24 protein-coding genes, 1 tRNA gene and 2 pseudogenes are annotated in these 26,265 nt (G+C 62.6%); 12 read left to right on the forward strand and 15 right to left on the reverse strand.

Annotated elements, in window-relative coordinates; translation table 11 throughout:
* Positions 1-12: 12 nt before the first annotated feature.
* The 3 genes from CGLAU_RS03400 to CGLAU_RS03415 all read right to left on the reverse strand — a co-directional run bounded on the left by CGLAU_RS03400 (position 13) and on the right by CGLAU_RS03415 (position 2,841).
* Entirely contained in the window at positions 13-927 is a 915-nt protein-coding gene (locus CGLAU_RS03400) for a DUF1906 domain-containing protein (RefSeq protein ID WP_095661013.1), read from the reverse strand.
* 75 nt (positions 928-1,002) lie between these two features.
* Entirely contained in the window at positions 1,003-1,854 is an 852-nt protein-coding gene (locus CGLAU_RS03405) for a polysaccharide deacetylase family protein (RefSeq protein WP_232507179.1), read from the reverse strand.
* 390 nt (positions 1,855-2,244) lie between these two features.
* On the reverse strand, positions 2,245-2,841 hold the full coding sequence (locus tag CGLAU_RS03415; protein ID WP_232507180.1) for a TetR/AcrR family transcriptional regulator: 597 nt from the start codon (positions 2,839-2,841) through the stop codon (positions 2,245-2,247).
* A gap of 59 nt (positions 2,842-2,900) precedes the next feature.
* Between CGLAU_RS03415 and CGLAU_RS03420 the strand changes: the two genes are divergently transcribed.
* The 3 genes from CGLAU_RS03420 (at position 2,901) to CGLAU_RS03430 (ending at position 6,170) form a co-directional block, all read left to right on the forward strand.
* Positions 2,901-3,980 (forward strand): GNAT family N-acetyltransferase, encoded by a 1,080-nt coding sequence (locus tag CGLAU_RS03420; RefSeq protein ID WP_095659485.1) that lies wholly within the window; start codon positions 2,901-2,903, stop codon positions 3,978-3,980.
* Between the two features lie 970 nt (positions 3,981-4,950).
* Positions 4,951-5,853: an AlbA family DNA-binding domain-containing protein gene (locus CGLAU_RS03425; protein ID WP_157731249.1), complete on the forward strand. Its 903-nt coding sequence runs from the start codon at positions 4,951-4,953 to the stop codon at positions 5,851-5,853.
* A 38-nt stretch (positions 5,854-5,891) separates the two neighbouring features.
* Positions 5,892-6,170 (forward strand): hypothetical protein, encoded by a 279-nt coding sequence (locus CGLAU_RS03430; RefSeq protein WP_157731250.1) that lies wholly within the window; start codon positions 5,892-5,894, stop codon positions 6,168-6,170.
* Positions 6,171-6,198: 28 nt separating this feature from the next.
* On the opposite strand, the gene CGLAU_RS03435 is transcribed toward CGLAU_RS03430, so the two are convergent.
* The 8 genes from CGLAU_RS03435 to CGLAU_RS03470 form a co-directional block, all read right to left on the reverse strand.
* Entirely contained in the window at positions 6,199-6,546 is a 348-nt protein-coding gene (locus CGLAU_RS03435; protein WP_095659488.1) for a proline racemase, read from the reverse strand.
* A gap of 373 nt (positions 6,547-6,919) precedes the next feature.
* Positions 6,920-7,960: a DUF3039 domain-containing protein gene (locus tag CGLAU_RS12235; protein WP_157731251.1), complete on the reverse strand. Its 1,041-nt coding sequence runs from the start codon at positions 7,958-7,960 to the stop codon at positions 6,920-6,922.
* A gap of 12 nt (positions 7,961-7,972) precedes the next feature.
* Positions 7,973-8,344: a hypothetical protein gene (locus tag CGLAU_RS03440; RefSeq protein WP_095659489.1), complete on the reverse strand. Its 372-nt coding sequence runs from the start codon at positions 8,342-8,344 to the stop codon at positions 7,973-7,975.
* 585 nt (positions 8,345-8,929) lie between these two features.
* Entirely contained in the window at positions 8,930-10,345 is a 1,416-nt protein-coding gene (locus CGLAU_RS03445; RefSeq protein ID WP_095659490.1) for a hypothetical protein, read from the reverse strand.
* Between the two features lie 74 nt (positions 10,346-10,419).
* On the reverse strand, positions 10,420-11,085 hold the full coding sequence (locus CGLAU_RS03450) for a DUF4145 domain-containing protein (RefSeq protein ID WP_095659491.1): 666 nt from the start codon (positions 11,083-11,085) through the stop codon (positions 10,420-10,422).
* A 232-nt stretch (positions 11,086-11,317) separates the two neighbouring features.
* Positions 11,318-12,028, reverse strand: a complete 711-nt coding sequence (locus tag CGLAU_RS03455; RefSeq protein WP_157731252.1) for an IS6 family transposase — start codon at positions 12,026-12,028, stop codon at positions 11,318-11,320.
* Between the two features lie 27 nt (positions 12,029-12,055).
* Positions 12,056-13,078, reverse strand: a complete 1,023-nt coding sequence (gene mobF, locus CGLAU_RS03465) for a MobF family relaxase (RefSeq protein WP_232507181.1) — start codon at positions 13,076-13,078, stop codon at positions 12,056-12,058.
* Positions 13,079-13,295: 217 nt separating this feature from the next.
* Positions 13,296-13,904 (reverse strand): TetR/AcrR family transcriptional regulator, encoded by a 609-nt coding sequence (locus CGLAU_RS03470; RefSeq protein WP_332461824.1) that lies wholly within the window; start codon positions 13,902-13,904, stop codon positions 13,296-13,298.
* 55 nt (positions 13,905-13,959) lie between these two features.
* Here CGLAU_RS03470 and CGLAU_RS12555 point away from each other — a divergent pair, with 55 nt between their 5' ends.
* The 4 genes and pseudogenes from CGLAU_RS12555 to CGLAU_RS03500 all read left to right on the forward strand — a co-directional run.
* A complete protein-coding gene (locus CGLAU_RS12555) occupies positions 13,960-14,175 on the forward strand; it encodes an SDR family oxidoreductase (RefSeq protein WP_095659493.1) in 216 nt (71 codons plus the stop codon).
* A gap of 17 nt (positions 14,176-14,192) precedes the next feature.
* Complete coding sequence (locus CGLAU_RS03480) at positions 14,193-15,416, forward strand: MFS transporter (RefSeq protein WP_095661015.1); 1,224 nt, start codon at positions 14,193-14,195, stop codon at positions 15,414-15,416.
* Positions 15,413-16,315: an NADP-dependent oxidoreductase gene (locus tag CGLAU_RS03485; RefSeq protein WP_095659494.1), complete on the forward strand. Its 903-nt coding sequence runs from the start codon at positions 15,413-15,415 to the stop codon at positions 16,313-16,315. Before CGLAU_RS03480 ends, CGLAU_RS03485 begins: the two co-directional genes overlap by 4 nt.
* A gap of 607 nt (positions 16,316-16,922) precedes the next feature.
* Positions 16,923-17,063 (forward strand): annotated as a pseudogene (locus CGLAU_RS03500) (IS6 family transposase); the annotation flags it as partial.
* 71 nt (positions 17,064-17,134) lie between these two features.
* On the opposite strand, the pseudogene CGLAU_RS03505 reads toward CGLAU_RS03500, so the two are convergent.
* A pseudogene (locus CGLAU_RS03505) lies at positions 17,135-17,776 on the reverse strand (IS6-like element ISCef5 family transposase); the annotation flags it as partial.
* A gap of 153 nt (positions 17,777-17,929) precedes the next feature.
* Between CGLAU_RS03505 and CGLAU_RS12560 the strand changes: the two are divergent.
* Positions 17,930-18,100 carry a winged helix-turn-helix domain-containing protein gene (locus CGLAU_RS12560; RefSeq protein WP_269768557.1) on the forward strand — a complete coding sequence of 57 codons (171 nt, stop codon included), beginning with the start codon at positions 17,930-17,932 and terminating at the stop codon, positions 18,098-18,100.
* Between the two features lie 409 nt (positions 18,101-18,509).
* On the opposite strand, the gene CGLAU_RS03515 is transcribed toward CGLAU_RS12560, so the two are convergent.
* The gene (locus tag CGLAU_RS03515) at positions 18,510-18,851 is read right to left on the reverse strand and encodes a helix-turn-helix domain-containing protein (protein ID WP_092102262.1); all 342 of its coding nucleotides are present in this window, start codon (positions 18,849-18,851) and stop codon (positions 18,510-18,512) included.
* Positions 18,852-18,997: 146 nt separating this feature from the next.
* On the opposite strand from CGLAU_RS03515, the gene CGLAU_RS03520 reads away from it, so the two are divergent.
* The 3 genes from CGLAU_RS03520 (at position 18,998) to CGLAU_RS03530 (ending at position 23,421) form a co-directional block, all read left to right on the forward strand.
* Positions 18,998-20,275 (forward strand): hypothetical protein, encoded by a 1,278-nt coding sequence (locus tag CGLAU_RS03520; RefSeq protein ID WP_095659496.1) that lies wholly within the window; start codon positions 18,998-19,000, stop codon positions 20,273-20,275.
* Positions 20,276-20,469: 194 nt separating this feature from the next.
* Complete coding sequence (locus CGLAU_RS03525; protein WP_095659497.1) at positions 20,470-21,462, forward strand: tyrosine-type recombinase/integrase; 993 nt, start codon at positions 20,470-20,472, stop codon at positions 21,460-21,462.
* Between the two features lie 102 nt (positions 21,463-21,564).
* Complete coding sequence (locus CGLAU_RS03530) at positions 21,565-23,421, forward strand: hypothetical protein (protein WP_095659498.1); 1,857 nt, start codon at positions 21,565-21,567, stop codon at positions 23,419-23,421.
* A 252-nt stretch (positions 23,422-23,673) separates the two neighbouring features.
* Here the strand turns inward: CGLAU_RS03530 and CGLAU_RS03535 are convergent.
* A tRNA-Arg gene (locus CGLAU_RS03535) sits at positions 23,674-23,746 on the reverse strand.
* A gap of 61 nt (positions 23,747-23,807) precedes the next feature.
* On the reverse strand, positions 23,808-24,836 hold the full coding sequence (locus tag CGLAU_RS03540; RefSeq protein ID WP_095659499.1) for a hypothetical protein: 1,029 nt from the start codon (positions 24,834-24,836) through the stop codon (positions 23,808-23,810).
* 28 nt (positions 24,837-24,864) lie between these two features.
* Here CGLAU_RS03540 and CGLAU_RS03545 point away from each other — a divergent pair, with 28 nt between their 5' ends.
* Entirely contained in the window at positions 24,865-26,265 is a 1,401-nt protein-coding gene (locus CGLAU_RS03545) for a phytoene desaturase family protein (RefSeq protein WP_095659500.1), read from the forward strand.

Here is a 26,265-nt window from a genome sequence, read left to right on the forward strand (position 1 = left end):
AGCTAGAAGAATCTAGAATAGTCCCCGGATGCTCGAGCTTGGCAAGCTTGAACCCGGCAGGCTCGAGTTGGAGGCGACATCCCCGATCAGCTTGCCGCCCGTGGCCACCAGATCGCTAATCGCAGCGACGGCTTCCTTCTCCTCCTGGGTAAGGCCGCTGAGCGCTTTTCCGGGAGCGGTCGGCGTACCCGGGGCAGCCGGTGCCGCGGGAACAATCGGCGCCGATACGGTTTGACCCGGAGTCCACTGGCCCCAGTCGGCGGCGTAAACGTTGTTGATGTCCACCTTGACGCCGTCAATGGTCGCCTGCCACTTCGCCTTCTGGTGGATGGTGGTGCGCGGGTGGATTTTGCCGCCGGAGCCCCAGTCGTGCTGCCAGAAGAAGGTGCCGATGTTGTCTTCCACGCACCATTGGATCACGTTGTAGTTGCCATACACGCCGGTCTGGTACCCGGCCAGTGCGAGCGCTGCTTGGAACGCGCGCAGGTAGGGGCGGATTTGGTTTTCGTACTGGGCGCGCGACGGGTTGTCGTCAATCGCGACGTAGATCGGTCGGCCGGTCGGGCCGCCTGCTGCAATGTGCAAGCGGATTGCCGAAGGGGCGTGTTGCGCGGCGGCAGCAGCCCCACCCAGCCAGTCGGCCGTGGTATCGCGGCCGAATTGGTACACCGAAGCCGTCGCTAAGCCTTGTGCCTTAAAGTCCTGGGTTTCGGCGAGCGTGACTGGTTTGCCCAGCATCCAGTTTGCGCCGGGGCGGCGTTCGGAAACGTAGCGAACGGCGCCCATGTGGCCTGCAGCTTTGACGGAGCGTGCGGAGGGCACGCCTGCGGAGTAGTCGATGACGGTGCCAACGACGCGGCCTTGCGCCTGCGCGAGGGCGGGGGAGACGAGGGCCGCGGCAGTAGCGATGGCTGCGGCCTTGAGCATGGTGCGGCGGTTCAGAGTAGTCACATTCGTAACAATAGCCCCATCTGTCACAAATGGGCAGCAGGCGCCACGCCCTTATTGCAGTGCGACAAACCGAATGTTGCTGTCCCGCAGCTGTTCGAGCGCCAGCCGAACCCCGGCCGCTGTGCCCGAGTGCGGGTGATTCATGTGCGCGAGCACAATCGCCCCATCGTCAGCGTGCTGAATCCGTGAGGCCACCTCACTTGCACTTGCAGTCGCGCCGCGGTCCCCGTTGACGCTGAATCCGGCGATCCGCACGCCGCTGTCGCGAGCAATGCGCACCGCGACGTCGTCGTAATGCGCTGTGCCCGAACGGAACCACGTTGACCGCACCCCAAGGTCTGCGAGGCGCTGCGCGTTCCCCGCAATCTCCTCGATCGTCTCGGCTGGGCTCGCCGTGCCGCGAATGCTGTACGCCGCGTGGCCGTTAACACTGAGTGGCACATGCCGCGTGCCGTGATTCTCAATCTGGAACAGCCTATCGGCGGCCAGCTCACGCGCAATATCTTCGTGCGAGTCAATCCACGGTTGCGCAAGGAAGAGCGTCGCGGGCGCCTCGAACTCGCGCAGGGTGTCAATCAGGGCCGCGTCGTACGCGCCGCCGCAGGCGTCGAAGGTCAAGGCAATCGTGCGCTCGCCCGGCACAGTCGGCACGGTCTCCACAATGCCGGGCAGGTGCGTGTCAAAGCTTGTCGGCACCTCACCAGCGTAAGTGTCGGGGCTGGGCATGCTTATCGACGCCTCCGTTATCGCCGAAGTCGACGTCGCCGATGTCAATGGGGCGGTGCTACTTGGCTGCGTGCTAGTTGGAGGCTGGTCCTGATCGGGCTGCGCACACGCCGTTGCCGGCCCCAGCGTGAGCAGGGCTGCTGCGAGGAACCGGCGGCGGGGGAGCGGATTGGGCACGATGTCGAATGGTAGATCGGTGCCTACGTACGTGCTCGTCGCAGGGGCGGTTAGTTGCTAACTGAGCAGCCCATTGGCCAGTGCCCGTGCGGCAACGTCGATGTGTGCCGCGCGGGGCAGATCCTCCGGGCTGATTACCGCTCAGAGCGTGAGTCCGTGCAATACCGAGATGGCGAGACCCGCAATGGTCTCCGTGTCGAGTGAACGTTGCTCCTCTCGTTCCAGGCCGGCGCTGATCGTGTCACGCCGCGGATTTAGCGCATTGGATCTGGCATCCGTGGTTTCGAACGCCTGCGGTGCCGTCAGCACAGTCGTGGATGCGAGGGACCGAAACTGCTTGTCGGATCTGAGTATCCTCACACTGCTTCTGACCGAAATAAGATGGTTCCGTCAAGATAAGAGTTTCTTGATGCCCTCGGAGAGGATCTCGCGTGGGCTAATGTGGTGTGCCGCGTGGAGGCGCGCATAAGTCGGGGCTTGTTCGGGGGCGATGGCGACGCGCTTTTCGTCAGGTGCCATGGGAGCCGTCAGGGCGGCGCCGATCACTAGGTTTGATAAACAGTAGGCAGTTCCCAACGGGTCCGGGATGCCCTCTCTTTCGAGCAGGACGCACATACGCTCAGAGAGCGCCAGGTAAGCAGGGCCCCTGGGGGCGCGCATGCCGATAACCTGACCGGCCCACCGGTGGGTCGTGAGGTGCACGAAGAAAGCCTGTATCAGAGTGGGCAGGTCTGCGTTGCGGATTGACTCGGACATTGCGGGGTCATCTGCAAGCGCCGTATCGAGGGCAAGGTCGAATAGGTCCTCGGCTGTCTCCACGCGGGAGTACAGGCTGGCTGGAGCGACGCCCACTTGCTGGGCTACCGCCCTCAAGGTGAGTGCCCTCAACCCACCTTCATCCAACAGCCTCACCGATGCTCTCGCGACCTCCGCAATATCCACGGCGCGGTGACGTTGAACAGGCTTTCGGTGTTCCCAGTAGCTCACCCCACCAGCCTAACCAAACATGCTTGAACCACCTATCCTAACTATGTTAGGTTTGGCACATGCTGGATGCCACCAACCTCCCGATCGCCTTTGAAAACACTCGCCTGCGCCCTCTCTCCGAACTGGACGCAGACGCGTATGCAGCCGGCACCAAAGACGAAGCTGTGCGGCGCTTCGCTCACCTGCCTGAACCCGACTACACCCCCGAGTCCGTGCGACGGATGATTCGTGAGGAGGTCGCGACGGGCCTCTCATCCGGCACGTTGGCAGTCCTCGCGCTTGGCGACGCTGAGACCGACCGGTTCGTGGGCTCCTTAGTGCTTTTCGACGTCAGCCCCGAGGCTGCCGAGGTCGGGTTCTGGATTCATCCCGATGCGCGGGGTGATGGACACGCTCGTCGGGGACTGGAGTTGGCATCGCGCTTCGCGCGCAGCAGTGGACTTCGAACCCTGACGGCACGCACGCTTCCGGAGAACAAGGTCTCCCAGCACTGCTTGACAACGGCGGGATTCCGAGAGGCCGGACGCAGCGTAGGAGTCACGCCTGCAGGACAGCGCGAGGAGTTGTTCCATTACCAGCGCGATCTCGTGCCCACCGCCCAGTGGCCGTTGGTGACAGAACGACTTCAACTCCGCCTGCATGAGACAGGCGATGTCACATGGCTTCACAATCTGTACTCGCAACCCGACGTTGCCCGATATCTGTTGGACGAGCCATGGACTATGGACGTCACCCGCGACAAGCTCACGGAGCGTCTATCAAAGACTGACCTCGATGGTGAGGCTGATGCGCTTGCACTGGTCATCGAGCATGAAGGCAACGCGATCGGGGACGTTGCACTATGGCTGACAGATAAGGAGTACCGCCAGGGTGAGATCGGGTGGGTGCTGGACCCAGCGCACGGTGGACAAGGCTTCGCCAGTGAAGCCGTTCGCGCGGTACTTGCCCTCGGGTTTGATCACTACCATCTCCACCGCATCACCGCGCAGATGGATGCTCGCAACAGCGCCTCCGCGGCACTTGCTAACCGCGTTGGGCTCCGGCTCGAAGCGCATCACGTCCAAGACTGGTTCAGCAAGGGCGAATGGACTGACACCCTCATCTACGCGCGACTCGCCTCCGAGCACATGAGCCAATGATTGGGGGCTGATTTGAGAAGGGGGGCGGCTAGAAGCGATTAACTGACAGTCATATCCAGCAGCATTTCGGCCCGAACGTCCCCGACAGCGGTCCCAAAAACAGAGCGCCCCACCTCAACCTCCACCAATGACAAAGTCGGCACCCCAGAAAACCAAAAACCGAGGCGCCGGTTTGTCCACCATGTCGCGACTCATCTGTCAAACATGTCGCGACTCAGGAGGGGCATTCAGTAAACTCCCCGGCCTCTAGACACGCCGCCGCTTCCGCGGCGGCTTACATGTTTTCCACCGCTTCCTTACACCCCGCCACGCCCACCGTCTCGAAACCCGCCCCGAGCCCCGAACCGAGTTCCGAGGCGAAAACACACACCGCATCCCGCATCGAAACCCGCCACGCACCTCGCAAAGCCCTCCGTCTCGTTTCCCGCTCCGGAAATCCCGTCTCGGAACCACGCACCGAGAACCGAAACGCTCACCGCCGCGCCCGCCGCCCCGAACCCCAAAACGCTAACGCCCCGCCGCACCGTCCCTGCCACGCCCACCGTCTCGGCAACCGAACCGAACCCCGCAACGCTCACCGTCGCGGTAACCCCGCCGCGACTTCCGAACCGAACCCCGTCTCGACAAGCCGCCGCGGACTCCGTGTCGGAAACTCGTAACGGAGCCTCGGGGCGAGACCCCAACCGCCAACCGCCACGTTCTGCGTCACGCTTACCGCCTCGAAAATCCGCAGCGCCTACCGACTCCCGCCCCGAGGTGCGTCTCGGTGCCCCGCGGGTTTCGTTTCGGAGCTCGTTGCGGTTTTCGACCCGGGTGCCGTTTCGGGCACGTCCTCACGCTTCGGAGTCCGACACGTTAGCCGGAGCTGTTGCCGACACGGAAGCGGGGTACGGAGCGGGGACGTTGAACGTGCTGCGTGACCGTTGCATGTGAGCCAGAACCGCCGAAACCGCTTCGTACAATGACACCTATGTTCACCGCCTTGCACTCCGCCCTTGGAATAGTGCCCACCGACGAATTCACAAATGAGATGCTCGACCGACTGGTCGAAGAGCGTATTGCGGAGCGGCAAGACCTCGACTTCAAGGAGAAGATCGACAGCAAGCCGACTCGGCCTGAGAGCGACGTGAAGAAAGACCTGTGTGCTATGGCGAACAGCGGTGGTGGGGTCATTGTCTACGGCGTGGGTGAGCTTCCCGACATGAAAGACCACGCCGGTAAAAGGGTCAGTGCCGGCGAGTACTCCTCTGGACTGGAACAGTCGTATTTGACCGTTGCCACCGCCTACATTTCGCCGCCGCTGCGGGGTGTGGAGTTCCACCGGGTCGAACACCCCGAACACGAAGCATTCGTCGTCGTGGTGCCGGCGAGTCAGCAAGTGCCGCATATGTACTTCGCCGAAAAGAAAAACGCCACGGTGCTCGCTGCGCCGACTCGTAACGGGAGTCACTCAGAGTGGTTGAGTGAGCCTGAAATTGCGAACCTGTACAGGCTGCGGTTTCAACGGGAAGAATCCTCGTCCCGTGAAGTAGACGAGGTGTATAGCAAGGTGGCCGCGAAGCGGTCTAGTGACGGCTTTTGGGGTGTCGGTGTTGCGGTGCCGACGTACCCGGCAAGAAAGGACGACGTTACTGAGCGTGACGCGATTATGGCAAGGTTTGCCGCTTATGACGACCCGCTGCGCCTGGAATACAACGGGGCGGTGTCTCCGGCGACTGCCTCGAATTACCGCAGGGGTTTGAAGTGTTGGACGTTTTCGGGAAAGCAGTACGACACGCAAGAATTGCTCGCGTATGTCGAGCTGCACGAAAACGGGGTTGTCACCGTCCTGTCGCGGCTGGACAGGGAGACGTTCTCGCGGGGGACCAGATAGTGCCCACGCATGCGTTTGCGTGCTTGGCGGGTGACCTTTTGGCACTCATTCGCCACTACGGAGGTGTCACCGGCAACACCGACTACACCGTGCGTTGCAACGTCGAGTGGGACCAAGACAAGCCGCTGGTGTTGTGGCAGCGGAAAGATCCGAGGTACTTCTCTGAAGACCCACTGCCGTTAGAGTCCTTTAGCCCGGTGGAGGCGGAGGTAAGTGTTACCGCGAACGCTCCGCTCATTGACACCGCGAGGTCGCTGGTGCGGGACTGCTTGAACCAGGCAGGAGTTGAGCAGCTTCCGGTGTGGAGAAAGCAGTAAAGCTTAAACGCCTGTCCGTGTCAGGCTACTAGAACTGCGGGTTCTTCTTCCGCTGGTAGGCGGCAGTGTCCACCGTTTCGAGCACCGAGCCGTCTGCCGTCACGACGCGCAATTCGGTGACCATTTCGCGTAGGTAGACGGACTGCTTATTCGTCCAGCCGAGCTCCGTGGCGTAGAAGTCGCCGAGCGAGTCGGAGTAGCCCTCGTTCAGTGAGTTCCAGGCGCCCAAGTCAACGAACTTCTCCGGCTCGATGGTCACCGTCAGCACGCCGTCGCTGTAGGCGACGTCGGTAACGACCTTTGCGCGGACAACGCCTGCTTCGGCGCGCTCATTCAGCCAGTCTCGAACAATGTTGTCGGGGGCAGGGAAAGGCATTCTGTGCTCCTCGGTTGGTTGGGTTGTGTTGGAAGGGGCAACACAGAGGGTAGCGGCGGGTTCGACACGGGTGCGGAAGTATCGACTACATGTTCTGCTCGTTGGCCGGTCACCGACAGGGGCGGTTTGCCGAAAATCGCCATGGTGAACCTTTCGCTCACCGTGGCGGGTTTCTCTCTGTATTTCTACACGGGGTAGACCGTACGAGTTGTCCTACTCAACTGCGCCGGCACACCCTCGTCCCGGAACGACTGGTTAATGCGACGAGCTTATTGGTCGTGGCACATCGGAGTAGGGGGACCTAGGCGATTTGTGACTAATGTGGCAATATCCCTTTTACGTTCCCCGAGATGGCCCTATCTGGGCCACCGTTCTAGCCCTCCCTTGCGTGCTGCAATAGGTTGTGGACGGCGGCACAGCGGGGACACGGATCGAGGTTGTGGTGATCCTGCCGGGGAACAAACGTCGTTCCACAAAGAGCGAACACCGGTTCACCGAAAGCGGTTGCGTCTGCTACCGATCTGATATGGGATTCACCCTCAACCTGGATCGCGTAGTGGTGTTTCGTACCGGGTCTGAACCAGGCCGGCGGCTTGGCGCTGTGATGTCGATTCAAGACCGTTTCAAGACCCACTTCCTCATTAAATTCGAGAGAAAACTGGGGGTTACCACTGGACGTTAGACCATCTTTGGACCACGACTGCTCGCCATCATAAATTGCGGCTGCGACAGTTTCGATACCGAGTAGACAGAGCGGTTGAAGTCGCTGATCAAAAACCTGCTCTTGAACTACCTCGACACCCAAGTAATTCTCTCCGCCGAATGAAATAAGACGGACTGCAACTTCCGGCAATGACTGGGCTGTTATTTTGTCGTCGAGGTGCTGAATTATCCCATCTAGGTTGATCCAAAATGTGGGATCACCGCTTGATCCTAGTAATTGGGAACTACCGATTTTCTTCAGACCAGACGATACTTGCTCGTATAACCCAAGCCGCCACTCCAATAGTTGATTTGCTTTGATGTCCCGTGCCCTCGATGCGCGGTCACTTTTGCTCGGGAGCCACCACCCTTCCTGTGCCTCGCATCGCCTCATAAATTTCCGGTAGAAGTCATCCCGATCTCGGCCTTTACGCAAGCCCGCTGCAACGATCCACACTTGACCTTCCGTGTCGATGTAAGCAATTCCTCTGAATCGAGAAGTCTTAATTTTGTAGCACGTTGGTCTGACGCCACTGATTTTCTCGGGGGCCTTTGACGTGTCTCGATCTTGCGGAAACAGCTCAATAGCATGATCCACGATTGGGTGAATTACATGATGCGTCGCGTCACCGATAGGACCGCTGTCATCCCAGTTATCTAGCTCTAGGTCTTCCAGCGCGCAGCGGATTGTTAGTCGTGGGGGTAGATACATTTTGGGGTGAGTTTACGCCCCAATTGCGTTTGCAGCCTGCTCTACCAGCCGCCCTTGGTGAGCGGCGTGAAGGGCAAAGACTTCACGGCTTCTCATGCATCCCTCAAGACGGCTCATGACAGATGAAGTTTCAACCTTGATCCCACTACCGGTCGTCATCATTCTCAGCTTGCCGTCTCGACCCATCAGTCGGATGTGAAGTTTGCTAACTCCGAGGATGGTGGCGGCAGAGTCGAGATCGATCCAAGATGGAAGCTTCGCGGTTCCATGCTCGAAAGAAACGGCAGTCACAGCAGCCGCTCCATCAACCCCCGCTTCCGCCGTACGCTCAAGGACATCGGAAGTGGTCAGCGACGATTCAACCTGATAAGCTTCGCCTCCCATTTCGGTACTCCTTCCTCATTTCGGCGGGCAACGTGCTGCTAACTATAACCGGATGAGCTCAATAAAGGGGAGCTACTACCCCCGTTTCGAGTAAGAATTTCGGGCATCGACACCTCAGGAACCCCCTTTTTAGTCGAGACTCCCGTACTGAGACGGGATACGTCTAGCGTAGCGGCCACCGCTTCGAGAAACCTTTTCTTTCGAACACCCGTCGACTCTGCCAGGCTTGTAGGAAACCCGCCCCGCCACTCGGCCGGGACCGCAGTGTATACGTGTCGGAAGCCGAGCGCATTTTCTTCGCTTAGAACGTCTCCGGGGCAGCTTAGTGGACCATTTCGAACTAGGCACACCACCGTCACTGTCGTGTCGTTGTTGAGTCATGGACGGGCATTGTGTCGTCGCGAGAGACGAACCGCTACAGCGAGGGTTCGCACCTTGTCCCAACTCGGGACTCTGCTGCCACTATTGACGCACCCCTCCAGGCCAAAGCCCCACTTCCAACCCCTGACACCCTCCCGCACCGACCCTCGCCACGACTTCCGAAACGACTCCCGTCCCGGAACCCAGCCTTGCGACAACCGCGTCTCACCACTGGCTCTCGTCCTCTGGCAACCGCTGCTCAAACGCTGCAATCAGCCCACGGTTCTCGTGCTCGTCGAAGGGGACGGCCATAGGCAAGTCGGTTTCGCCCAGAGCGTTGGTCTTGGTCAGCCGTTCCCTGCACCAGTTGAGCCACTCTTCGGCCTCTGGAACGCCTTCGAGCGCGTCGAGGTGCTCCTCAATTTCCCGCCGCTCTTTCCAGGCCTCAACGCGCTTGAGAAGCACCTTGTGACACTCACCCTCCCGGTGGTGGACACGGGCGAGCTCCGTTGCCTTGTCGAGCCGGCGCTGCCGGCGCTCAGCCTCAATTCGGTCTCGCTCTTCCACCACTGCATACCACTGCTCCCTGCGGTGGACGTCAGCGAAGAAGTCTCCGAGCACCGAATTCAGCCGCGTCGGCTTCGCAGGGGTGTCGTTACGCCTGGTGAAACCGACAGTGAGAAACACCAGACCTGTGCCTTCTTTGACGTAGTACTTCGGCATTTCTTTGCCCTTGTTGTACGACCAGCGCAGCGAGTCCTCGTAGGCTTTGACTTCCTTCTTCGTCGGCGGCCGCTCAACGCTATTTTCGCGCTCGCTGGCCCACACTTCATACGAGCGGTAGTCGGTGTCGAGTGTGACTTTCTCCAGCACCTTCTTTCCCTTGTGGTCCTCGGTGTCGTGGGCCGTCACACTCCACCCGCGGGCTTCGGCCTCAGTGACAACGACGTGCAAAAGCAACTTTGCGCGCTGTTTGGTCTCTGCGCTGTACCACTTAGAGGTTCGCAGAAGCCGGTTGATGGCCGGGTGGAATTTGCGGACCTCAACTTCTCCCCGCAGGACAGGTCCTGGGTCTGGTGACACCCACTCGTCCGCGTCGAGCAACGCAGCGGTCACCGTCACGGGAGAGTTGAAATGCCACGAGTCGTAGCTCCAGTCGAGCATGAACTCTTTGCCGTCTGGGACAAGGTCCTTCCGCGGTCCTTTGACCCACTTTTCTACGGGGTCCCAGTCGGCTCTCGCCACGTCGCGGTTTTCTACGCGCCTGACAACCCACCCGCGCTGAGAGGCGACCAAGTCCGCGAAGAGGTCAGTCACGCGCGTGTCGAGTTCTATTTCGCTTGCAGGTGGCGGCTCTGGTGGAGCGTAGGCCGGCTGGGCGTACACCGTCTCGGCTGCCGTACCGCGCTTGCGTTTCGGTCTCCGGAGCGGTTCTTTACCTGCCAGCACCCGCTTGCCGCGCTCAGTGACCGTTGCTTGCCAGGTCTTGCCGTGGCCTTTGACCTTGACGAGCTCGTGGCCTTCGAGCGTGCGGGCGGTGGTTTTGTACGTCGAAGGCACTTCAGGGTCGGTGGGGCACCCGTCAACGACCCATTGCAGGACGGTGCGTTGGCGCGGGGTGAGTTCGTTCGCGGCTGGCATGGGTTTATTGTCGCCGGTCGGAACGGGTTGCGCAGCGGTTAGCGGGGCGGGTGTCGTTTCGGGGGGACCACCCCTCAAGACTCGTTTTCGGCGTTTGCGTTTCCCTCAAACTCAAAGGCCATGCGAAGAATCATCTGGGTAAACTCGATGGCTTTCAACGCGGTAGATTGCCTCACCGATTTCAGCTCGTGAGTGGCTGCATTGCCCCAGAGTCGAATGCTGTCAGCCCAACTGTCCTTGATGCGCTTAGTGAGAATTCCCTCATTCACCAAAAAATTCACGCACTCTTCGAACTTTGGTGCCCAGCCCCTGTCGTTTTTCTCTGGTAGACCGCAACGAACAGCAGCAGCGAAGACTATCTTGCGGCACATAAGCACCGCGCTGGTGTAGGCGCCAACAGAGTATGTGAGGTTCGCTTCCTCCCACATCTCTGCAACGTCGCCAGGTAGGTTGTCGATAGGTTGCTGTTGTGTCCGCGGCGGGTAGATCTCCTCGCCACCACCCTCCCGAAAAATGCTGATTGAAGCTCCGCAGCAATCTTGGCAGACCATCCAGCGGTACCCGGTTTCAGCGAAGTCGCGCCTGTCGGTGGCCCAGGCGATGTTGACCGTTTTTCCTGCTCCGCACACCGGGCAGGTGATAGCACCCGACTGTGCGCTATCGTCAGCAAACTCAAATCGTTGGTGTCCTTGGTTAACGTCCAGTTCAAGCAGGGCAAAATTTCTGTAGCCGAGCATCATTCTCCTTCGAAACGGGAATCGACACGTTAAGCGTAGCGAGCACCCCGACGCGCCTCGTTTTCTTTCGAACACCCCGTCGACTCTGCCAGGCTAAAAAGCGACACTCGACTCGTTTTCCGAGACGGTTCGATACGCTTATTCCAGCAAAAGAGAGGGTGCTGTTGCAAAGTTGGGCGGAGAGCTGAGACGACCCAGTTTCTCATTTCCTGATGGCCGCTGCGTGTGGGCGTTCTCAGGCCGTCTCGAAGACCCGGTTGACGATCACCGCGTCCGGATTGGGGTGCCCATAAGCAAACATCGTGCCCTGGGCTTTCCGTAATGAATGCATCGCTTCCATCCCTTTCAACGTCCGGTAGGCAGACGTCCGATTTTTGAACGCCCCCTTCGGTCCCAGGATTCGTTTCAACCGGCCATGATCTCCCTCGAGAACGTTGTTCAGGTATTTCACCTGCCGGTGCTCCACCGTCTGAGGGCAGATTCCCTCCGCCTTCAGCTCGAATATTGCCTTGGCCAGAGCTGGTGCCTTGTCGGTGTTGATGACCCGCGGGGACCCGGCTGTCGTATTCGATCGCAGGGTCTTGGCCAGGAAACGCTTGGCCGCCGCGACATTGCGCTTCGGAGAGAGATAAAAGTCCAGGGTCTGCCCACCGGCGGTAATAGCCCGGTAGAGATAGCACCACGTGCCGCCGACCCGAATATAGGTCTCATCCACCCGCCAGGACCGGGCCTGCCAGTCGGGTACCTGCCGGTACCACCGAGTGTGCTTATCCAGCTCAGGGGCGTATTTCTGCACCCAGCGGTAGATCGTGGTGTGATCGACTGGCACACCCCGCTCGGTCATCATCTCTTCGAGATCGCGGTAGCTCACGCCGTAGCGGCAGTACCACCGCACCGCCCACAGGATGATGTCACGGGGGAAATCCCGACCGGAGAAGATGCCCATGGCCGTGATTATTTCACGTCAATCTTCCTACTGCCCCAACTTTGCAACAGCACCCTGCACAGCAAGGTCATCCAACAGCGCCAGGCGTTGCACGGTCTTGCCTTCAAGATTGGTGGGGTCGTAACCGGCATCGCGCAGTTCCTGCACCCACCACTGCTCGTCATGCAGGTCGGTGGGCTTCTTGTCAGGGCGTTGGTGCGTCCATGCGATGCCCTGCATCCGCGCCGTCACGACCGGGCCGAGAACTTCGCCAGGATGCGCGGCTTCCCACTTGACTTCAAGCCGGTCAAGGTTGCGCCTGATCTGTGCTGAGCGCTTCGACATGACCGCGTTGAACGACTCCAACTCGACTACTTCACCGGATGCGGCGTCGAGGGTCAGACCGTGTTCGGCGAGCGCCCGCACGAGCTGCGGGTGCGCAGCAATCACCGCAGTGCCCAACGCGCGGATCGCACCCTGCTGCTTGAACAGCGCGGCGGTGCCCAGCGCCCGCCACTTCCCAGCGGTGAACACCCTCGTGCCGATCTGCATGTGGATATGCCGGTGCGGATCACCCGCCCGAGAAGTCTTGTGCCGGATACCGACCACCTGCATCTGTTCGATCGGCACGACCTCCCGCGCCTCACGCGGCCCGACCCTCGTCACGGAGTGCTGACCGAACCATCGCCGTATCTCCGCCAGCGCGTCCTGCTGCGCGGCGTCGAGTGCCTCGGAGACTCCGGGATGGAGGGCGGTGGCGACCGACAGGCTCTTGGGGGCGTTGATCGTCATCTCCGCGAACAACGGCGACCCGTTCGTCCCCTCAGCGGCCGCACGTGGGGTACCCATCGACTCGCCCGTGATCGGGTTGATCCAGTCCACCCAGCCCTCGTACTCATCCGCTGTCAGGGAACGGGCGGCGGTGACCTCGCCGCTGGCATCGAGCACCGTGTATTCGGCCACGGCGTCGTCCGCGCCGAGGTAGTACTTATCGGCGCGGGAGCGGTCGGCCTCGACATAGCGGCGCGCGGCAGCACCAGAGCCGCGGAACAAGATCACCCCGCCCTTCATTCTGGCCTCCTCATGAGTCGTCTCATGAGGGAGGTGCGCACCACGGCCCCGCCGTGGCATACGTGCATCCAGTAGTTAGGCGTCAGCAGGTGGAAAGGGCGAGACGCAGCAGGTCGGAGACTCGTAAGGCGAGTCTGCGACGCGGGTACTTGCAGTGGGGCGCGCGGCTGTCAGACGGACGGAGTGGAGAAACGCGGCTCGTGGTGGTGCCTGGGCGCTAAGGCTTTGACGTTCCCTTGGATGTGGCGAGCAGCGTCCGTGCAACGGTGACGAGGTGTGCCAGGTCTTCGTATGCGGCCCCGTCTCTGGCCTGGACGGACATGCCCTGAATCAGGGCTCCGATAGTGCGAGCGAGTCCTGTGACATCGGTCGTCTCAGGGAGTTCACCGTCAGCGATGGCGTCGGTCATGCGCTGGCGGAGGCCGGTGAGGGCTTGGTCTCGTTCTGCTCGGCAGATTGCTGCGGCGGCCTCGGCGTCCTGCCCCGTGGCGAGCAGCCCGGTTGACACCAGGCATCCAAGGCCGGGCTCGGTCGTGAACTCGCGGGCGGCTCGGTCGAGGTACTCGATGACAGCGTCGGCGAGGGGGATGTCCGGTCGGATGCCGAAGCCGTACTCCTCCTGGTAGAGCCGCACCGCTCGTTTGAAGAGGCGTTCCTTGGAGTCGAACGCCCGGTAGAGCTGCGGTGCTGTCAGCCCGGTCGCCTCCTGTAACGCGGTCATGCTCGCACCCTCGTAGCCCCGTTCCCAGAACACCATGAGGGCACGGTGGAGTGCCTGCTCTGGGTCGAACGTCCGTGGGCGTCCTGCCTTGCGCATGGTTTCCATAGTGACTGCTATGATACTCTAAGCCCGATTACGTAACAATCACTACGGAGGAATCATGACCCGATCCACAGCTCTCATCACCGGCGCATCCCGAGGCATCGGCGCTGCCACCGCAGCAGCGCTCGCCCGCGACGGCGCCGCGCAGGTCTCCGCGTTCGGCGGGATCGGCACCCCCAAGGACGTCGCCGACATCATCAGTTTCCTCGCCAGCGATCGCGGGCGCTGGGTCACCGGGCAGACGATCGACGCCACCGGCGGCTCCAGCCTCTGAGCCCGCACGAAATGAACATGACCAGAACCGAAACCTCTGTCCACTCCCATCCTGTACGTCCTGGCCTCGCGCTGGCGGGGTTTGTGCTGCTGGTGTTCTGCACCGCCAGCGCCGAATACCTCGTCGCGGGAGTCCTCCCGCAGCTCGCGGCCGATGTCTCGGTCTCCATCGCAGCAGCGGGCCAGACCGTGACCGCCTACGCGCTCGGTGTTGCCATCGGCGGGCCGATCGTGACCGTGCTGACCGCGAAGCTGCCGCGCAAGGGGCTCGCCATCGGGCTCGGGGTGCTGTTCATCGCGGGCACGGTGCTGACCGTTCTCGCGCCATCGTTAGCGTGGATCATCGTCGGCCGCGTGGTCTCCGCGTGCAGCCAGGCCACGCTATTCGCCATCAGTCTCACGACTGCGACCGCCCTGCTCGGAGCGGAGAAACAGGGCCGGGCGATCGCGATCGTCACCTCCGGGCTCACGGTCGCTACCGTGCTGGGCGTGCCCCTCGGGGCATTCCTGGGTGGCGGCACGAACTGGAGGCTCCCGTTCGCGGTGATCGCCGCCGCCGCGATCCTTGCCACCCTGCTGCTCGTATGGACGATGCCTCGCACTCCCGCGCCGACCACCGACGTGCGCGATGAGATCCGCGCCCTGCTGCGCGGCCCGGTACTCCTGGCCGTGGCGACCACGGTGATCGGTTTCGCCGGAGTCAGCGTGGTCTTCACCTACCTCGTGCCGCTGCTGACCGACGTGACCGGCATCGCAGCAGGAGTGATCCCCGCACTGCTGCTCGCATACGGCATCGGCGGCTTCATCGGGAACCTCATCGCCGGTCGCCTCACCGACCTCTCGCTCGGCAAGACACTCGTCGGGGTGTTCCTCGCCCTCGTCGTCACACTGGCCGCGTTCCCACTGCTCGCGGGATACCGGGTGCCGATGATCGGACTCGTGCTGATCCTGGGCTTGCTCTCCACCGCGACAATCGCCCCCTTGCAGTCGCTCGTCCTCCGCCACGCGGGAGCCGCGCCAACCCTGTCGCTGGCGGTCAACGTCGGCGCGTACAACCTCGCCATCGCGATCGGCTCCGCCCTCGGCGGCGTCGGTGTCGCCGCAGGGCTCTTGCAATGGGGCGGCTTCGGCGGGGCCGGTTTCGCCATCCTCGGCCTGATCCTCGCGACCGTTGCACTCCGCGCTAAGCCACGACCTGACACGACCCCCACTGATTCCGCGACCGAGGAGACACACGCATGAAGATCGCACCCATCACCAGCTACGGCGGCCCCGAAGTCCTGACCGTCCAGGACGCGCCGATCCCGGAACCCGGCACGGGCGAAGCTCTGGTCGCAGTGATCGCCTCCACGATCAACCCGGTTGACGTGAAGACCCGCACGCCTGGCACACCGCAACAGGCTGGCCGCTTCCCGGCGGTGCTCGGCTGGGAATTGGCGGGCATCGTCATTACCGCGCCCATCGAGTCGGGCTGGTCGCCGGGCGATCGGGTCATTGCCATGCACCCACCCCGGCCGGACGGGTCGGGAAGCTGGCAGCAGTACGTCACGATCCCCGCCCAGTTCCTCGCGCCTGCGCCGGAGTCCGTCGATCTGCCAACGGCGGCGACCTTACCGCTTGCTGCGTTGACCGCCGACCAAGCGCTGCAACGGCTCGACCTCAAAGACGGTGAGCGGCTGCTTATCACAGGTGCCGCAGGCGGTGTCGGTGGCATGGCGGTGCAGCTCGCCGCACGCGCAGGGGTCACGATTGCGGGGCTGGTCTCACGTCCGGAACACGAGGCGGCAGTCCTCGAACTCGGGGCCGCATCCGCGCACTCGAACCCGACGAGCATGAGTGCGTTCGATGCAATCTTCGATACCGCAGGCATCTTCGACCACCCTCACCTGCTGCGCGAGGGAGGCAGGCTCGTCACCATCAGCGACGACACCATCCCCGAAACTCTTGAACAACGTGCAGTGATCGCGGTGCATAACTACGTCCAGCACGACTCGCAACGGCTCCGACAACTCTCTGACCTTGTGGACTCGGGCAAGCTCACACTGCGCGTCGCCGAACAGTACCCGCTTGCTCTGATCGAGCAGGCACATAGAAGCGCCGAGGTAGGCGGTCTACTCGGCAAAGTCGTCCTCACGACGTAGGGCAATACGCATGTGTCGAGCTATTCCAGCTGGTGCGGGTCGAGGTGCTCACAGAGCGTCTACTCCATCCAGGTTGTGCGCAGTGGAGTCAACGGAGCAGCCAGGACTTCCCTACCGCCAGCAACTCGAAGTGTGACTGAGCGCCGGGTGCCCTCGTCCATTTGACGCCCAAGTGCTCGGCCAGCCGTACCGGGGTGTAATCCCCGGCGCACATCAGTCGCCCGTATCGACGCACAACGCGTATCCGCATCAACAGCTCTATGCGCGGCGCAGGGTGAGCGGCGCGTCTGCTGACGGGTCGCCTTTGTAGGGATGCGATGGTGCGCGTTCTGGCGTGGGTTCCGGTGGCGCACCTCCTTCACGGGAGGTGCCACCGTGACCGAACACACCCCACCCACGACAGGCGACGATGCCCCAGCCCCGGATGGCTCGCCGCGCCACGGGTTCGAGACGCCAGAGGGCTTGCGTGCCCTGCTGATCCGGTTGCACGAGGCCAGGCCTGGGGCCTGGCGTGGTGACCGTGAAGCAGCGGAACTGATGCGGTACACGGCAGGGTGCTGTTGCAAAGTTGGGGCAGTAGGAAGATTGACGTGAAATAATCACGGCCATGGGCATCTTCTCCGGTCGGGATTTCCCCCGTGACATCATCCTGTGGGCGGTGCTGTGGTACTGCCGCTACGGCGTGAGCTACCGCGATCTCGAAGAGATGATGACCGAGCGGGGTGTGCCAGTCGATCACACGGTGCTGTTGCAAACTTCAGGTGGAGAGCCGTGACGTCCCAGTCTTCATCCTCTGATGCTGGCTGCGGGTCGGCGTTCTCAGGCAGCCTCGAACACCCGGCTGACGATCACCGCATCCGGGTTCGGTTGCTCGTAGGCAAACATCGCGCCCTGGCCTTTCCGTAATGAGTGCATCGCTTCCATCCCTTTCAACGTCCGGTACGCCGAGGTCCGGTTTTTGAACGCCCCCTTCGGTCCGAGGATCCGTTTCAGCCGCCCATGATCTCCTTCAATGACGTTATTGAGGTATTTCACCTGCCGGTGTTCCACGGTCTGCGGGCAGATTCCCTCTGACTTCAACTCGGCGATTGCCCTGGCCAGGGAGGGTGCTTTATCGGTGTTGATCACCCGCGGGAACCCGGTTATCGTGTTCGACCTCAGGGTCTTGGCCAGGAAACGCTTCGCTGCGGCGACATTACGCTTTGGGGACAGGTAAAAATCCAGGGTATGCCCACCCGCGGTGATGGCCCGATAGAGGTAGCACCACTTTCCCCCGACCCGGATATAGGTCTCGTCCACCCGCCAGGACCGGGCCTGCCAATCCGGGACTTGTCGGTACCACCGGGTCTGCTTGTCCAGCTCAGGAGCATATTTCTGGACCCAGCGGTAGATGGTGCTGTGATCGACCGGTACGCCGCGTTCGGTCATCATTTCTTCCAGATCGCGGTAGCTGAGCCCGTAGCTGGGAGGGCCACAACGTCCGAACGTAAGGCATTGGCCACGATGGGCCGTAGAGGCGGGCAGAAGGCCGCACAGCGATGGGAGACCGACCCCGAGGGCGACTACGCCCAACGACAGCGCGCCACGATGAAGAAAACACACCGGCGCAAGAAGATGCAGGGGCAGACCACGCGCGCGCGGGTGCAACTGTTCATCGGCGAGGCCTTCGCCGACACCGGGAAGATACCCACGCGCCGGGAGATTATGCGCGAGACGGGCCTCTCGGAGGCCACGGTGAAGCGCCACGTTCGCTCACTCCGGGAGGACGGCCTCATGCCGGACTAGGGGGGGGGTCACGCCGTAAGCAATATACAGTTCCCCTGGAATTGCAAGAAACCCGTGCGGTATCGGCCCAAAACTCACTCTACCAAACGCCTTGCGTACCCCATGTTCGATTGAAGCCGTCTCCGAGACGTTCAGTGCGCCGAAGCCGCTATTTTTGTTGAGTTCCCCGGAGTCGGCCAAAATCGCCAGTTACCCCCGGAATAGGTCAATCAAATACCCCCGGACGGGGTCATCCGAGCGTGCAAACATGCACAAACGTCCGCCACTCCTGTCGACGTCGTTCCGGCCACCCGCGTCGACACATCAAATCGGAACGACTTGCGCCTGCCAGGGGGTGTACTTTTGCGAGTGTGCGAGCGTTTTAGCCATGCGAAACAACAAAACTTTCACCAGCACACACCCGCAAGGCTTACGGGTAGTCGTACCCGCCCTTCGACTTCAACCCCTTTCGCGACGGAGCTTTTTGGTACGGCCACATGGGCATGTGGACTGCGGCTTCGACGGCAGCAACTGTGTCGGCAGACGGCCACACGTCACCTGTGACCCAGCGCGAGAGCACCGAGGGGTGCAGCCCGCACCTGCGGGCAAAGTCCGACCTGTTTTTAGCCCAGCCCTCGGCAACGTAGTACTCGACGGTTTTCACGAGGTTGTCCCGCAATGCCCAAGCCTTGCGGTAGACCTCCGGCACCGTCTCGACGTCCACATCGGGCCACGTCTCGTATGCGCGCCTGGGTGGTGGGAACTGGGCCATACCTGCCACGCTACCGCGTGGGTAGTGCGAACCGAAGCGCAAACAAGCAATGGGGGTACTGGCTTCGGTGTCACGCCCATTTCCGCCGCGCACCCCGTCTCGTTCACCCGTTACGAGTTCCGCTTCGTGACCCGAGGCGGTGCAGCATGACGCTCACCAACCAGCAGCGCGAAGAAGTTGTGCGCCGTATTGAAAACTACGTCCCCAACGGCACCGACGACGGCGCTTGGGAACACATTGCTCATTTCGTCCGTGAGACTGCGAAGAAGGCTACTGTCGAGTCGGCAACCGGGTCGAAGGCATTCGTTGCGGACGCGAAGTCGAGCGTTGACGTGCGTGGTGTACTGCGTGTGCTGACCCGAGCCTCCGCGAGGGCGTTCAACTCCGGGCGTGTGCTCGCCGTTGACACGGTGCTTAGTGAAGCGAACGTGAACGCAGTGCTTGCGGGTTTGGAGTCGAGGAACTCGGTCACTCGCGACGGCTACCTCTACCGGCTCCTGCGCGAGGCAATCAACGGCCAGGAGTTGTCGTTGTACCACCGACGGGACATCGAAAAGCCGCCGGCACAGCCGTACGAGCCGAACGACTGGCAGCGCCTGCACCACTGGGTCGTTTCACAGTCCACCACGCTTCGTCGCGAGCGTGCGGCGGTCATTGTCGGTCTTGGCCTGGGTGCCGGCATTGGCCCAGAAGTCGCTCTCGTGAAAGCTCGTGACGTGACGCTCGACGCGAACGGCGTGGTGTGGGTTGCTGTGCCGCATCGTGTCGCTGAGGGCGCGGCGCCCGCCATTCCTGTGGCGGCGGCACTGGCTCGAAGTGTGTGGGAAGTGGTGCAAGAGCGTGAGCCCGACGAGTTGCTGCTCGGTGGCGCAGAGAGCGACGTTCGAGAAATTACGAAACGGTTGAACCTAAACCGTTCGTTCAGGGTCGAACTCGACAGGTTGCGTGCGACGTGGGTGCGCTCGGTGGTGCGCCACTTACCACGTGAGACTGCGGCGGCCGCGGTGGGCACTGACCTCATCAACTTTCGTCGCCTTGAGAAAACCGCGCGTCTTGACCCGGCCACACCCGACACGCTTGCCGACAGGCTCGACGTGTTGGCAGACCCGCTTCGTGACTGGCCGGCGCTGCGGTTGTCTGAGGCCGCACCTGTGGCTGACGTGGAGGAAGGCACCGGTTCCGCCCCGGTCTCCGACGCAGTGGTCGTGACGCTTCCCGGCACGGCCAGCAACAACACGGACGAGGCCGAACCGGAGCGTGAAACCGAGACACCAGAGCCACAGACCGCCGTCGCCGACCTCGACGCGCACCGCCCAAAGCAGGCACCCCGCTCAATTTCGAGCAAACTGCCTGCCCCCGAAGAGGGTCGTCTTACTGACTTTGCCCGCGGACCGAACCCCGGTACGGAACGTCGTGGGTGGTAGACATGTTGACCTGCGAAATTGCGGTGTTTGTCCAGGCAGAACATTCGGGAACACGCCGTATTCGTGTGCATGTTTGCACGCTGTGAACCTTGACGTCGTGTGCAAATTTGCACACACTGGGGCTAACTCTTTCCACCATAGGAGTAGCCCACGCCACCACCACCTTGTGTGTGGGCGGACAAGGACAAACGAATATGACCACCACAACCACCCGCAAGGACGTCCACCAGGTCATTGCGGCCTACACCCCGAAAGTTGTCGAACCCCACGAATGGGACGTTGTCGCACCGTTTGTGCGCGAGCACGTCGCTGCTGTCGCCAGTGCTGTCTGGTCGGCTGACCAGTGCCGAAACGCCCTTCGACTCGTGACCCGTCTCGCAGTGCATGTGTTCAACGCTGGGCGAGACGTCAGCGTTGCAGCCGTGTTCAGCGAGGGTGCTATCAACGCATTTTGCCACCAGGAGCTCGACACCGCGGCAACGCACGTCCGTGGCACGTCACGGGCGACGCTGCGCCGCATTGCCAAGCAGGTCAACCCGAACTTCGACGGACCGCGTCAGCGTCCCGAGTACGGCAACGAGTCGAAGGCCGCACCTTACACCGAAGCAGAAGTGCTTGGCGTAAAGACCTGGGCTGACGCTGAGCACACCGAGTCTCGCCGCCAGCAGGCGAACCTGCTGCTTGCACTTGCACTTGGCGCAGGACTTCGCTCCGGCGAGGTCGCAAACCTCACGGCCGGCGACATTGAGACCGACGCACAGGGCACCGTGGTCTACCCGTGGGGCTACCGCGGGGCGGACAAACGGTTCGTGCCTGTCGAGAGCGAGTGGGCAGGCGTTGTCGCTCAGGCCGTCGAGAACGCAGCAAGCCGTACAGAGTGGCTGTTTCGGCCAATGCGGACAACCGCCGACTCGGGCACCGTTGCGACGTTTACGAAACGCTCTCCGCACCGGGGCACCGTGCTCGACATGGCCCGGGCGCGGACGACGTGGCTTGTCAACCAAGTGAAAAAGGGCGTGCCGGAGACCGCGGTCGTTGAGGCAGCGGGGTTGACCGACTTGCAGCATTACCGGCAGTTCTTGGTCGAACCGACACACGTTTCGGCACGCGAGGCGAGAAGTCTGCTTTCCGGGACGTTGCACGAGACGCCGAAGCGAGGGCTGACGCTCATTCACGGCAGCGCGTAGGCGCTTTTCACACAAACTTTTAACCCCATAAAACACCTGGTCGCGACCCAGGGTGAGTTTTCTATTGCCAAAAACTTTCCGCTTGAAAAGGAGGTGACAACGATGTCGAAGGGACTTCGCACACGCAAGTTTGCGCCCGCGAAGAAAGGCCACCGCCACAACATTCGCCTTGTGGAGGAGCGCCGCGTGTCGTACGCGAACATGCAGTTGGCCCAGCGCATTGTTGACACCTCCGGCGCGGTTGGTCTCGTGGACTCCTGGCGCGTCGCTGACGGGCTGAAAACCGACAAGGGCGGCCGCCCGCCTGAGGTGGACACCCGCGCGGCGCTGACGCTGTGGACCTACCAGGCAGTCACACAGTCGCCACAGCTCATTGCCCACATGGCAAAGGCCGTCGCCTTCGGTTTGGAAGGTAAGGGCTGGGAACTTCTGGGGCTCACCCCATTCGACTGGGACGAAGCCGACCCGAAGGCGCATTTCGACACCTACATGACGTGGTACAAGCGTATTGCAGCCTGCCTCGACCGCGTTCGCGCGACCATTGAGCCCTTCCCGGAGGTGAGCAAGAAGCGCCGCTACACCGTTGAGGAGTGGGTGCCGTTCATTGCCTACTACGACGAAAAGAAGGGCAAGAAGGAAGTCTTAGCCAAAGTCGAGGAACGCAAAGCCCGCGGCGTCGAACTCGTCAACCGCCTCGTGTGGGCGACTGTGGAACTCATGGACTCCGAGGCCTTCGCCAAGTGGAACGGCGACATTGCCGTGGACGGCACCATTATTCCGGTGTCGAAAAACGGCAACCCGAACAAGAAGGATATGCTCTCTGGCAAGACCAACAAGCACCGCCTTGTCGCCTCGACCCCGACACTTGGCTGGCACGCCAAGGAAGGCGACCACGACGGCGAGAACACGAAGAAGACCGCGACACACACCTGGGGGTTGGAAGCCACTGTTGTCGCCATGTGCGGTGAGGGTTTTGCCGAGCCGGGTGGCGCGCCGGGGCTCATTCTCGGGGTGACTGGCGGAGTACCTGCTGTGGCACCCTCGCAGCGCGTCTTCGAGTCGCTAAAGAACCTCACCGACCGTCCGGAACTCCCGCGCCGGCATTTCATTGCTGACCGCCTGTACTCGCCGGGTCAGAACCCGGTGAAGTTCCAAATGCCTATGCGCAAACTGGGCTACGGGTTCGTCGCTGACATGCGCCGTGACACCCGTGGTGTGCAGACTATTACGACGTCTGGTGCGCCCATTGTGGACGGTACTGCGTACTGTCCTGCAATTCTCAACATGCCGCGCCTGCTCGACCCGTACACCGCTTGGGAAAAGGGGCAACTGACCGACCAGCAGTTCTCAAACCTGCTTCAGGCTCGCAAGCGTCTCGCGCTCGCCCGTTATGGCACGAAGCCGAACAAGAAGGGCGACGTGCGCCTGGGCTGTCCTGCCCGCGCAGAGGGCGCGGAAATTACCTGTCCGCTGGTCCCGCCTGCCGAGGAAGGCAAGAAGAAGGCCGGCTTCCAAAAAGACGAGCTGACCGACTCCGAGGTGCCCTCGAAGGCTGCATGCCCCAAGGTGTGCCAACAGCGCACCGTGACGCTGAAGAACACCGCCGAGGACGGTGCGAAGTTCCTTCAACACGGTCCGGCTTTTATGACCGCCGAGTGGCGTAAAGAGTACGGCCGCCGCAACACCATTGAGTCGCGCAACGCCATGCTCAAGAACGGTTCCTACCAGGGTGCCGGCGACGTCACCACGCGCCTTATGCGTGGCTGGGCAGCGCAAATGCTGTGCATGGCCATGGCCGCGGTGGGGGTGAACCTCGCCATGCTCGACGCTGCTGCCTGGTCTCGTCCACACACGGGTCAGAAGCCGACTCCGCCTCCGCCGCGGGGCGGCCGCAAGCCCAGCTCGGACGACATTGAGCAATGGAAGTTGGGCGACAACGCACCGCCGAAGGCGGCATAAGCCTCCACAGGCCACCGGCTGAATCTTGAGTTTCAAGGACTTCATGCCGAGTGGCCTACAGGTCGTGCAGCAACACCAGTTTCAACACAAAAAACCGGCCGACAAAGCCTTTTTCAGGCTCAAAACCGGCCGGTTTTCGCGTTGTCGGGGATAGTCTCTCCAAAAGTTACCGAACTTTGAAAACCCGGGTTAACCTGGAAGGAGTTTCCTGAATTGAACGGAAAAGTTAACCGAAACCCCCCAGGACAAGAGCGCCCCAGAGAGGAATCGAACCTCCGACACCGGCTTTAGGAGAGCCGTGCTCTATCCACTGAGCTACTAGGGCAGTGGCGCTAGATTACCGCAGCGCCTCGCGGGCTCCGAAATCAGCGACGCCTCGCCTGTGCTTACCGGTTGTACGGCTGCGAAACCCAGGTAAACGGCTGGTCCAGCAGCGTGGTGCCCAGTTCGGACGGGGTGAGCACGAACGCTTCCCCGTCCGCCGGCACGAGCTGCACCGCGTCCCCGTCGGTGTGCCACGTGAACTGCAGGGTTGCCTCCACCGGGCCGCGCGGAGCGGCGTTGACGCGGTCATCGGTCATCGCGGCGGTGAGCTGGATGGTCACCTGATCCCCGCTGAGGGTGTAGAAGCCGAGCTGGAGGGCGCCGGAGGCACGTCGCAAAGCGAAAAGCCCGTGGAACTCACCTTCCGGAGTCTCGCCCTCCACCCGGTAGAAACTGCCGGCCTGGGCACCGTCGTAGGAACCGAATGCGACCTCGGACCAGCGGTCGTCCTGCGAAATGTCGTCGGCGGGCGGGATGTCGCCGCCAGCCACGGAGTACACGCCGGACAGCTCCGTGCCCTCCCGGTCCAGCGCCCGCGGGATGCCGGTGGCCATCGCGTACCCGCCCACACCCAGCGAGGCCACCACGGCCAGCACGGGGAAGAAGCGCGTCACGCGGTGGATTTTCTCGGACGTGATCACGCGCGGCGGCTCCACCGCCTCGGTCGCGCGGCCCGCGAGGAAGCGGAACACCCGGGGCAGCCACGGCAGCAACACCAGCAGATACAGCAGCGCCTGCACCGCGGACGGGATCTTGACGGGGATGTCGAACGTCATGTTCAGCAGCCACACCACGGCCAAATCCACGAAGCCGATGAGCCCGCCCAGCCATGCGGTGCGCCGCCACAGCACGAGCACCGCCGCGACGAACTCGGCCAACCCGGCAAGGAACTGCACCACCGGAGAAAAGCCCATGAACGTCCACAGCAGCCCCATCGGCGACTTCTCGCCGAGGGTGATCAGCAGGTCCGGAAAATCCGGCTTGCCCATTTGCATCAGCCCGAGCTTGGCCAACGCGTACGGCATGAGCAAGAAGAACGCGAGCATGCGCACAACCCAGTGCAGCGCCCAGCCAATCTGTTTCGCAGTCACCCGCCACAGCCTAGCGCGCGTGTTTAGCATGGGCGGGGTGAAACCTTCTGCAGTAGTCGTGGGCGCCGGCCCGAACGGGTTGACGGCCGCCGCTCGACTCGCCGCCAGCGGGTGGAGGGTAGAAGTGCGTGAGCGCGCGAGCTCCGTCGGGGGCGCCGCCTCAACGCAGTTGCTTGACGACGCTTCGTTGCGCGACCTCGGCTCCGCCTGCCACCCCTTCGGCGCCGCCAGCCCCGCGTTCCGGGCGCTCCGGTTGGAGGACTACGGCGTGCGGTGGCTGCGTGCGCCCTACGAGATGGCGCACCCGCTTGACGACGGTGCAGCGGCCGTGCTGGCGGGCTCGTTGGAAGCAACCGCGGCGGGGCTCGGTGCCGACGCCGACGCGTGGGCGCGGCTGCACCGGCCGATAGTGAGGCGTGTGGACGACGTGCTTGCCGACGCGCTAGCGCCGATGCCCCGCTGGCCCGACAACCCGCTGCTGCTGGCCCGGTTCGGCGCCCGGGGGTTGTGGCCGGCGACCGCGCTCGGGCGTGCGGCGTTTCGCACCGAGGAGGCACGCGCCTTGTTTGCGGGCAGCGCGACGCACGCGATCACGTCGCCGTCGAAGCCGCTCACCGGGGCGTTCGGACTGCTTTTCGGCGCGCTCGGGATGACTCGGGGTTGGCCGGTGGCCGAGGGTGGCTCGGGTGCGATCACGGCAGCGCTCCGCCGGATCGTCGAGGAACACGGCGGGGTAGTGCGCTGCGACGACGAGGTTCGCGAGATTCCTAACACGGACGCCGTCATTTTGAACCTCACCCCGGCGCAGGTGCTGCGCCTCCGCGACACTGCGCTGCCCGCCCGCCGCAGCCGGTCCATGCGCCGGTGGCGCTACGGGCCCGCGGTGCACAAGGTGGACTTCCTCCTCAACGCGCCGGTACCGTGGGCCGATGCGCGGGTGGGCCAAGCCGCTACGGTGCACGTGGGCGGCACGGCCGACGAGATCGTGCGCGCCGAAAAGGCGGTGGCTAGGGGAGTGCTGCCGGACCGGCCGTTCGTGATGGCGAGCCAGCAGTACGCCGCCGATCCGTCGCGCGGGCTGGTGCTGTGGACCTACGCACACGTGCCGCACGGCTACCGGGAGCGCTACCCCGGCGAGGTGGCGGAAACAATCACAGAGCAGATCGAACGATTCGCGCCCGGCTTCAGCGCGGTGGTGAAACAAAGGATTGAGACGTCGCCGCAGGCGCTCGAGGAGTGGAACCCGAACCTGGTCGGCGGCGATATCGCGGGCGGCGCGATGAGCGGGACGCAGATGCTGCTGCGCCAACCCCACCGCCTGAGAAGGGGGCTCTACCTCGCGTCGGCCTCGACGGCACCCGGGGCAGGCGTGCACGGCATGCCCGGCTGGTGGGCGGCGGAGGCGGCGCTGCGGGATTTCCCCGGCTAG

Source organism: Corynebacterium glaucum (assembly GCF_002287505.1).
Taxonomy (GTDB): Bacteria; Actinomycetota; Actinomycetes; order Mycobacteriales; family Mycobacteriaceae; genus Corynebacterium; species Corynebacterium glaucum.

Excerpts from the sequence above, each read along its gene's own strand:
- CGLAU_RS03400 (WP_095661013.1), bottom strand. The coding sequence starts at position 927 with ATGCTCAAGGCCGCAGCCATCGCTACTGCCGCGGCCCTCGTCTCCCCC.
- CGLAU_RS03420 (WP_095659485.1), top strand. The coding sequence starts at position 2,901 with ATGCTGGATGCCACCAACCTCCCGATCGCCTTTGAAAACACTCGCCTG.
- CGLAU_RS03425 (WP_157731249.1), top strand. The coding sequence starts at position 4,951 with ATGTTCACCGCCTTGCACTCCGCCCTTGGAATAGTGCCCACCGACGAA.
- CGLAU_RS03435 (WP_095659488.1), bottom strand. The coding sequence starts at position 6,546 with ATGCCTTTCCCTGCCCCCGACAACATTGTTCGAGACTGGCTGAATGAG.
- CGLAU_RS12235 (WP_157731251.1), bottom strand. The coding sequence starts at position 7,960 with ATGTATCTACCCCCACGACTAACAATCCGCTGCGCGCTGGAAGACCTA.
- CGLAU_RS03440 (WP_095659489.1), bottom strand. The coding sequence starts at position 8,344 with ATGGGAGGCGAAGCTTATCAGGTTGAATCGTCGCTGACCACTTCCGAT.
- CGLAU_RS03445 (WP_095659490.1), bottom strand. The coding sequence starts at position 10,345 with ATGCCAGCCGCGAACGAACTCACCCCGCGCCAACGCACCGTCCTGCAA.
- CGLAU_RS03450 (WP_095659491.1), bottom strand. The coding sequence starts at position 11,085 with ATGATGCTCGGCTACAGAAATTTTGCCCTGCTTGAACTGGACGTTAAC.
- CGLAU_RS03455 (WP_157731252.1), bottom strand. The coding sequence starts at position 12,028 with ATGGGCATCTTCTCCGGTCGGGATTTCCCCCGTGACATCATCCTGTGG.
- mobF (WP_232507181.1), bottom strand. The coding sequence starts at position 13,078 with ATGAAGGGCGGGGTGATCTTGTTCCGCGGCTCTGGTGCTGCCGCGCGC.
- CGLAU_RS03470 (WP_332461824.1), bottom strand. The coding sequence starts at position 13,904 with ATGGAAACCATGCGCAAGGCAGGACGCCCACGGACGTTCGACCCAGAG.
- CGLAU_RS12555 (WP_095659493.1), top strand. The coding sequence starts at position 13,960 with ATGACCCGATCCACAGCTCTCATCACCGGCGCATCCCGAGGCATCGGC.
- CGLAU_RS03480 (WP_095661015.1), top strand. The coding sequence starts at position 14,193 with ATGACCAGAACCGAAACCTCTGTCCACTCCCATCCTGTACGTCCTGGC.
- CGLAU_RS03485 (WP_095659494.1), top strand. The coding sequence starts at position 15,413 with ATGAAGATCGCACCCATCACCAGCTACGGCGGCCCCGAAGTCCTGACC.
- CGLAU_RS12560 (WP_269768557.1), top strand. The coding sequence starts at position 17,930 with ATGCAGGGGCAGACCACGCGCGCGCGGGTGCAACTGTTCATCGGCGAG.
- CGLAU_RS03515 (WP_092102262.1), bottom strand. The coding sequence starts at position 18,851 with ATGGCCCAGTTCCCACCACCCAGGCGCGCATACGAGACGTGGCCCGAT.
- CGLAU_RS03520 (WP_095659496.1), top strand. The coding sequence starts at position 18,998 with ATGACGCTCACCAACCAGCAGCGCGAAGAAGTTGTGCGCCGTATTGAA.
- CGLAU_RS03525 (WP_095659497.1), top strand. The coding sequence starts at position 20,470 with ATGACCACCACAACCACCCGCAAGGACGTCCACCAGGTCATTGCGGCC.
- CGLAU_RS03530 (WP_095659498.1), top strand. The coding sequence starts at position 21,565 with ATGTCGAAGGGACTTCGCACACGCAAGTTTGCGCCCGCGAAGAAAGGC.
- CGLAU_RS03545 (WP_095659500.1), top strand. The coding sequence starts at position 24,865 with ATGGGCGGGGTGAAACCTTCTGCAGTAGTCGTGGGCGCCGGCCCGAAC.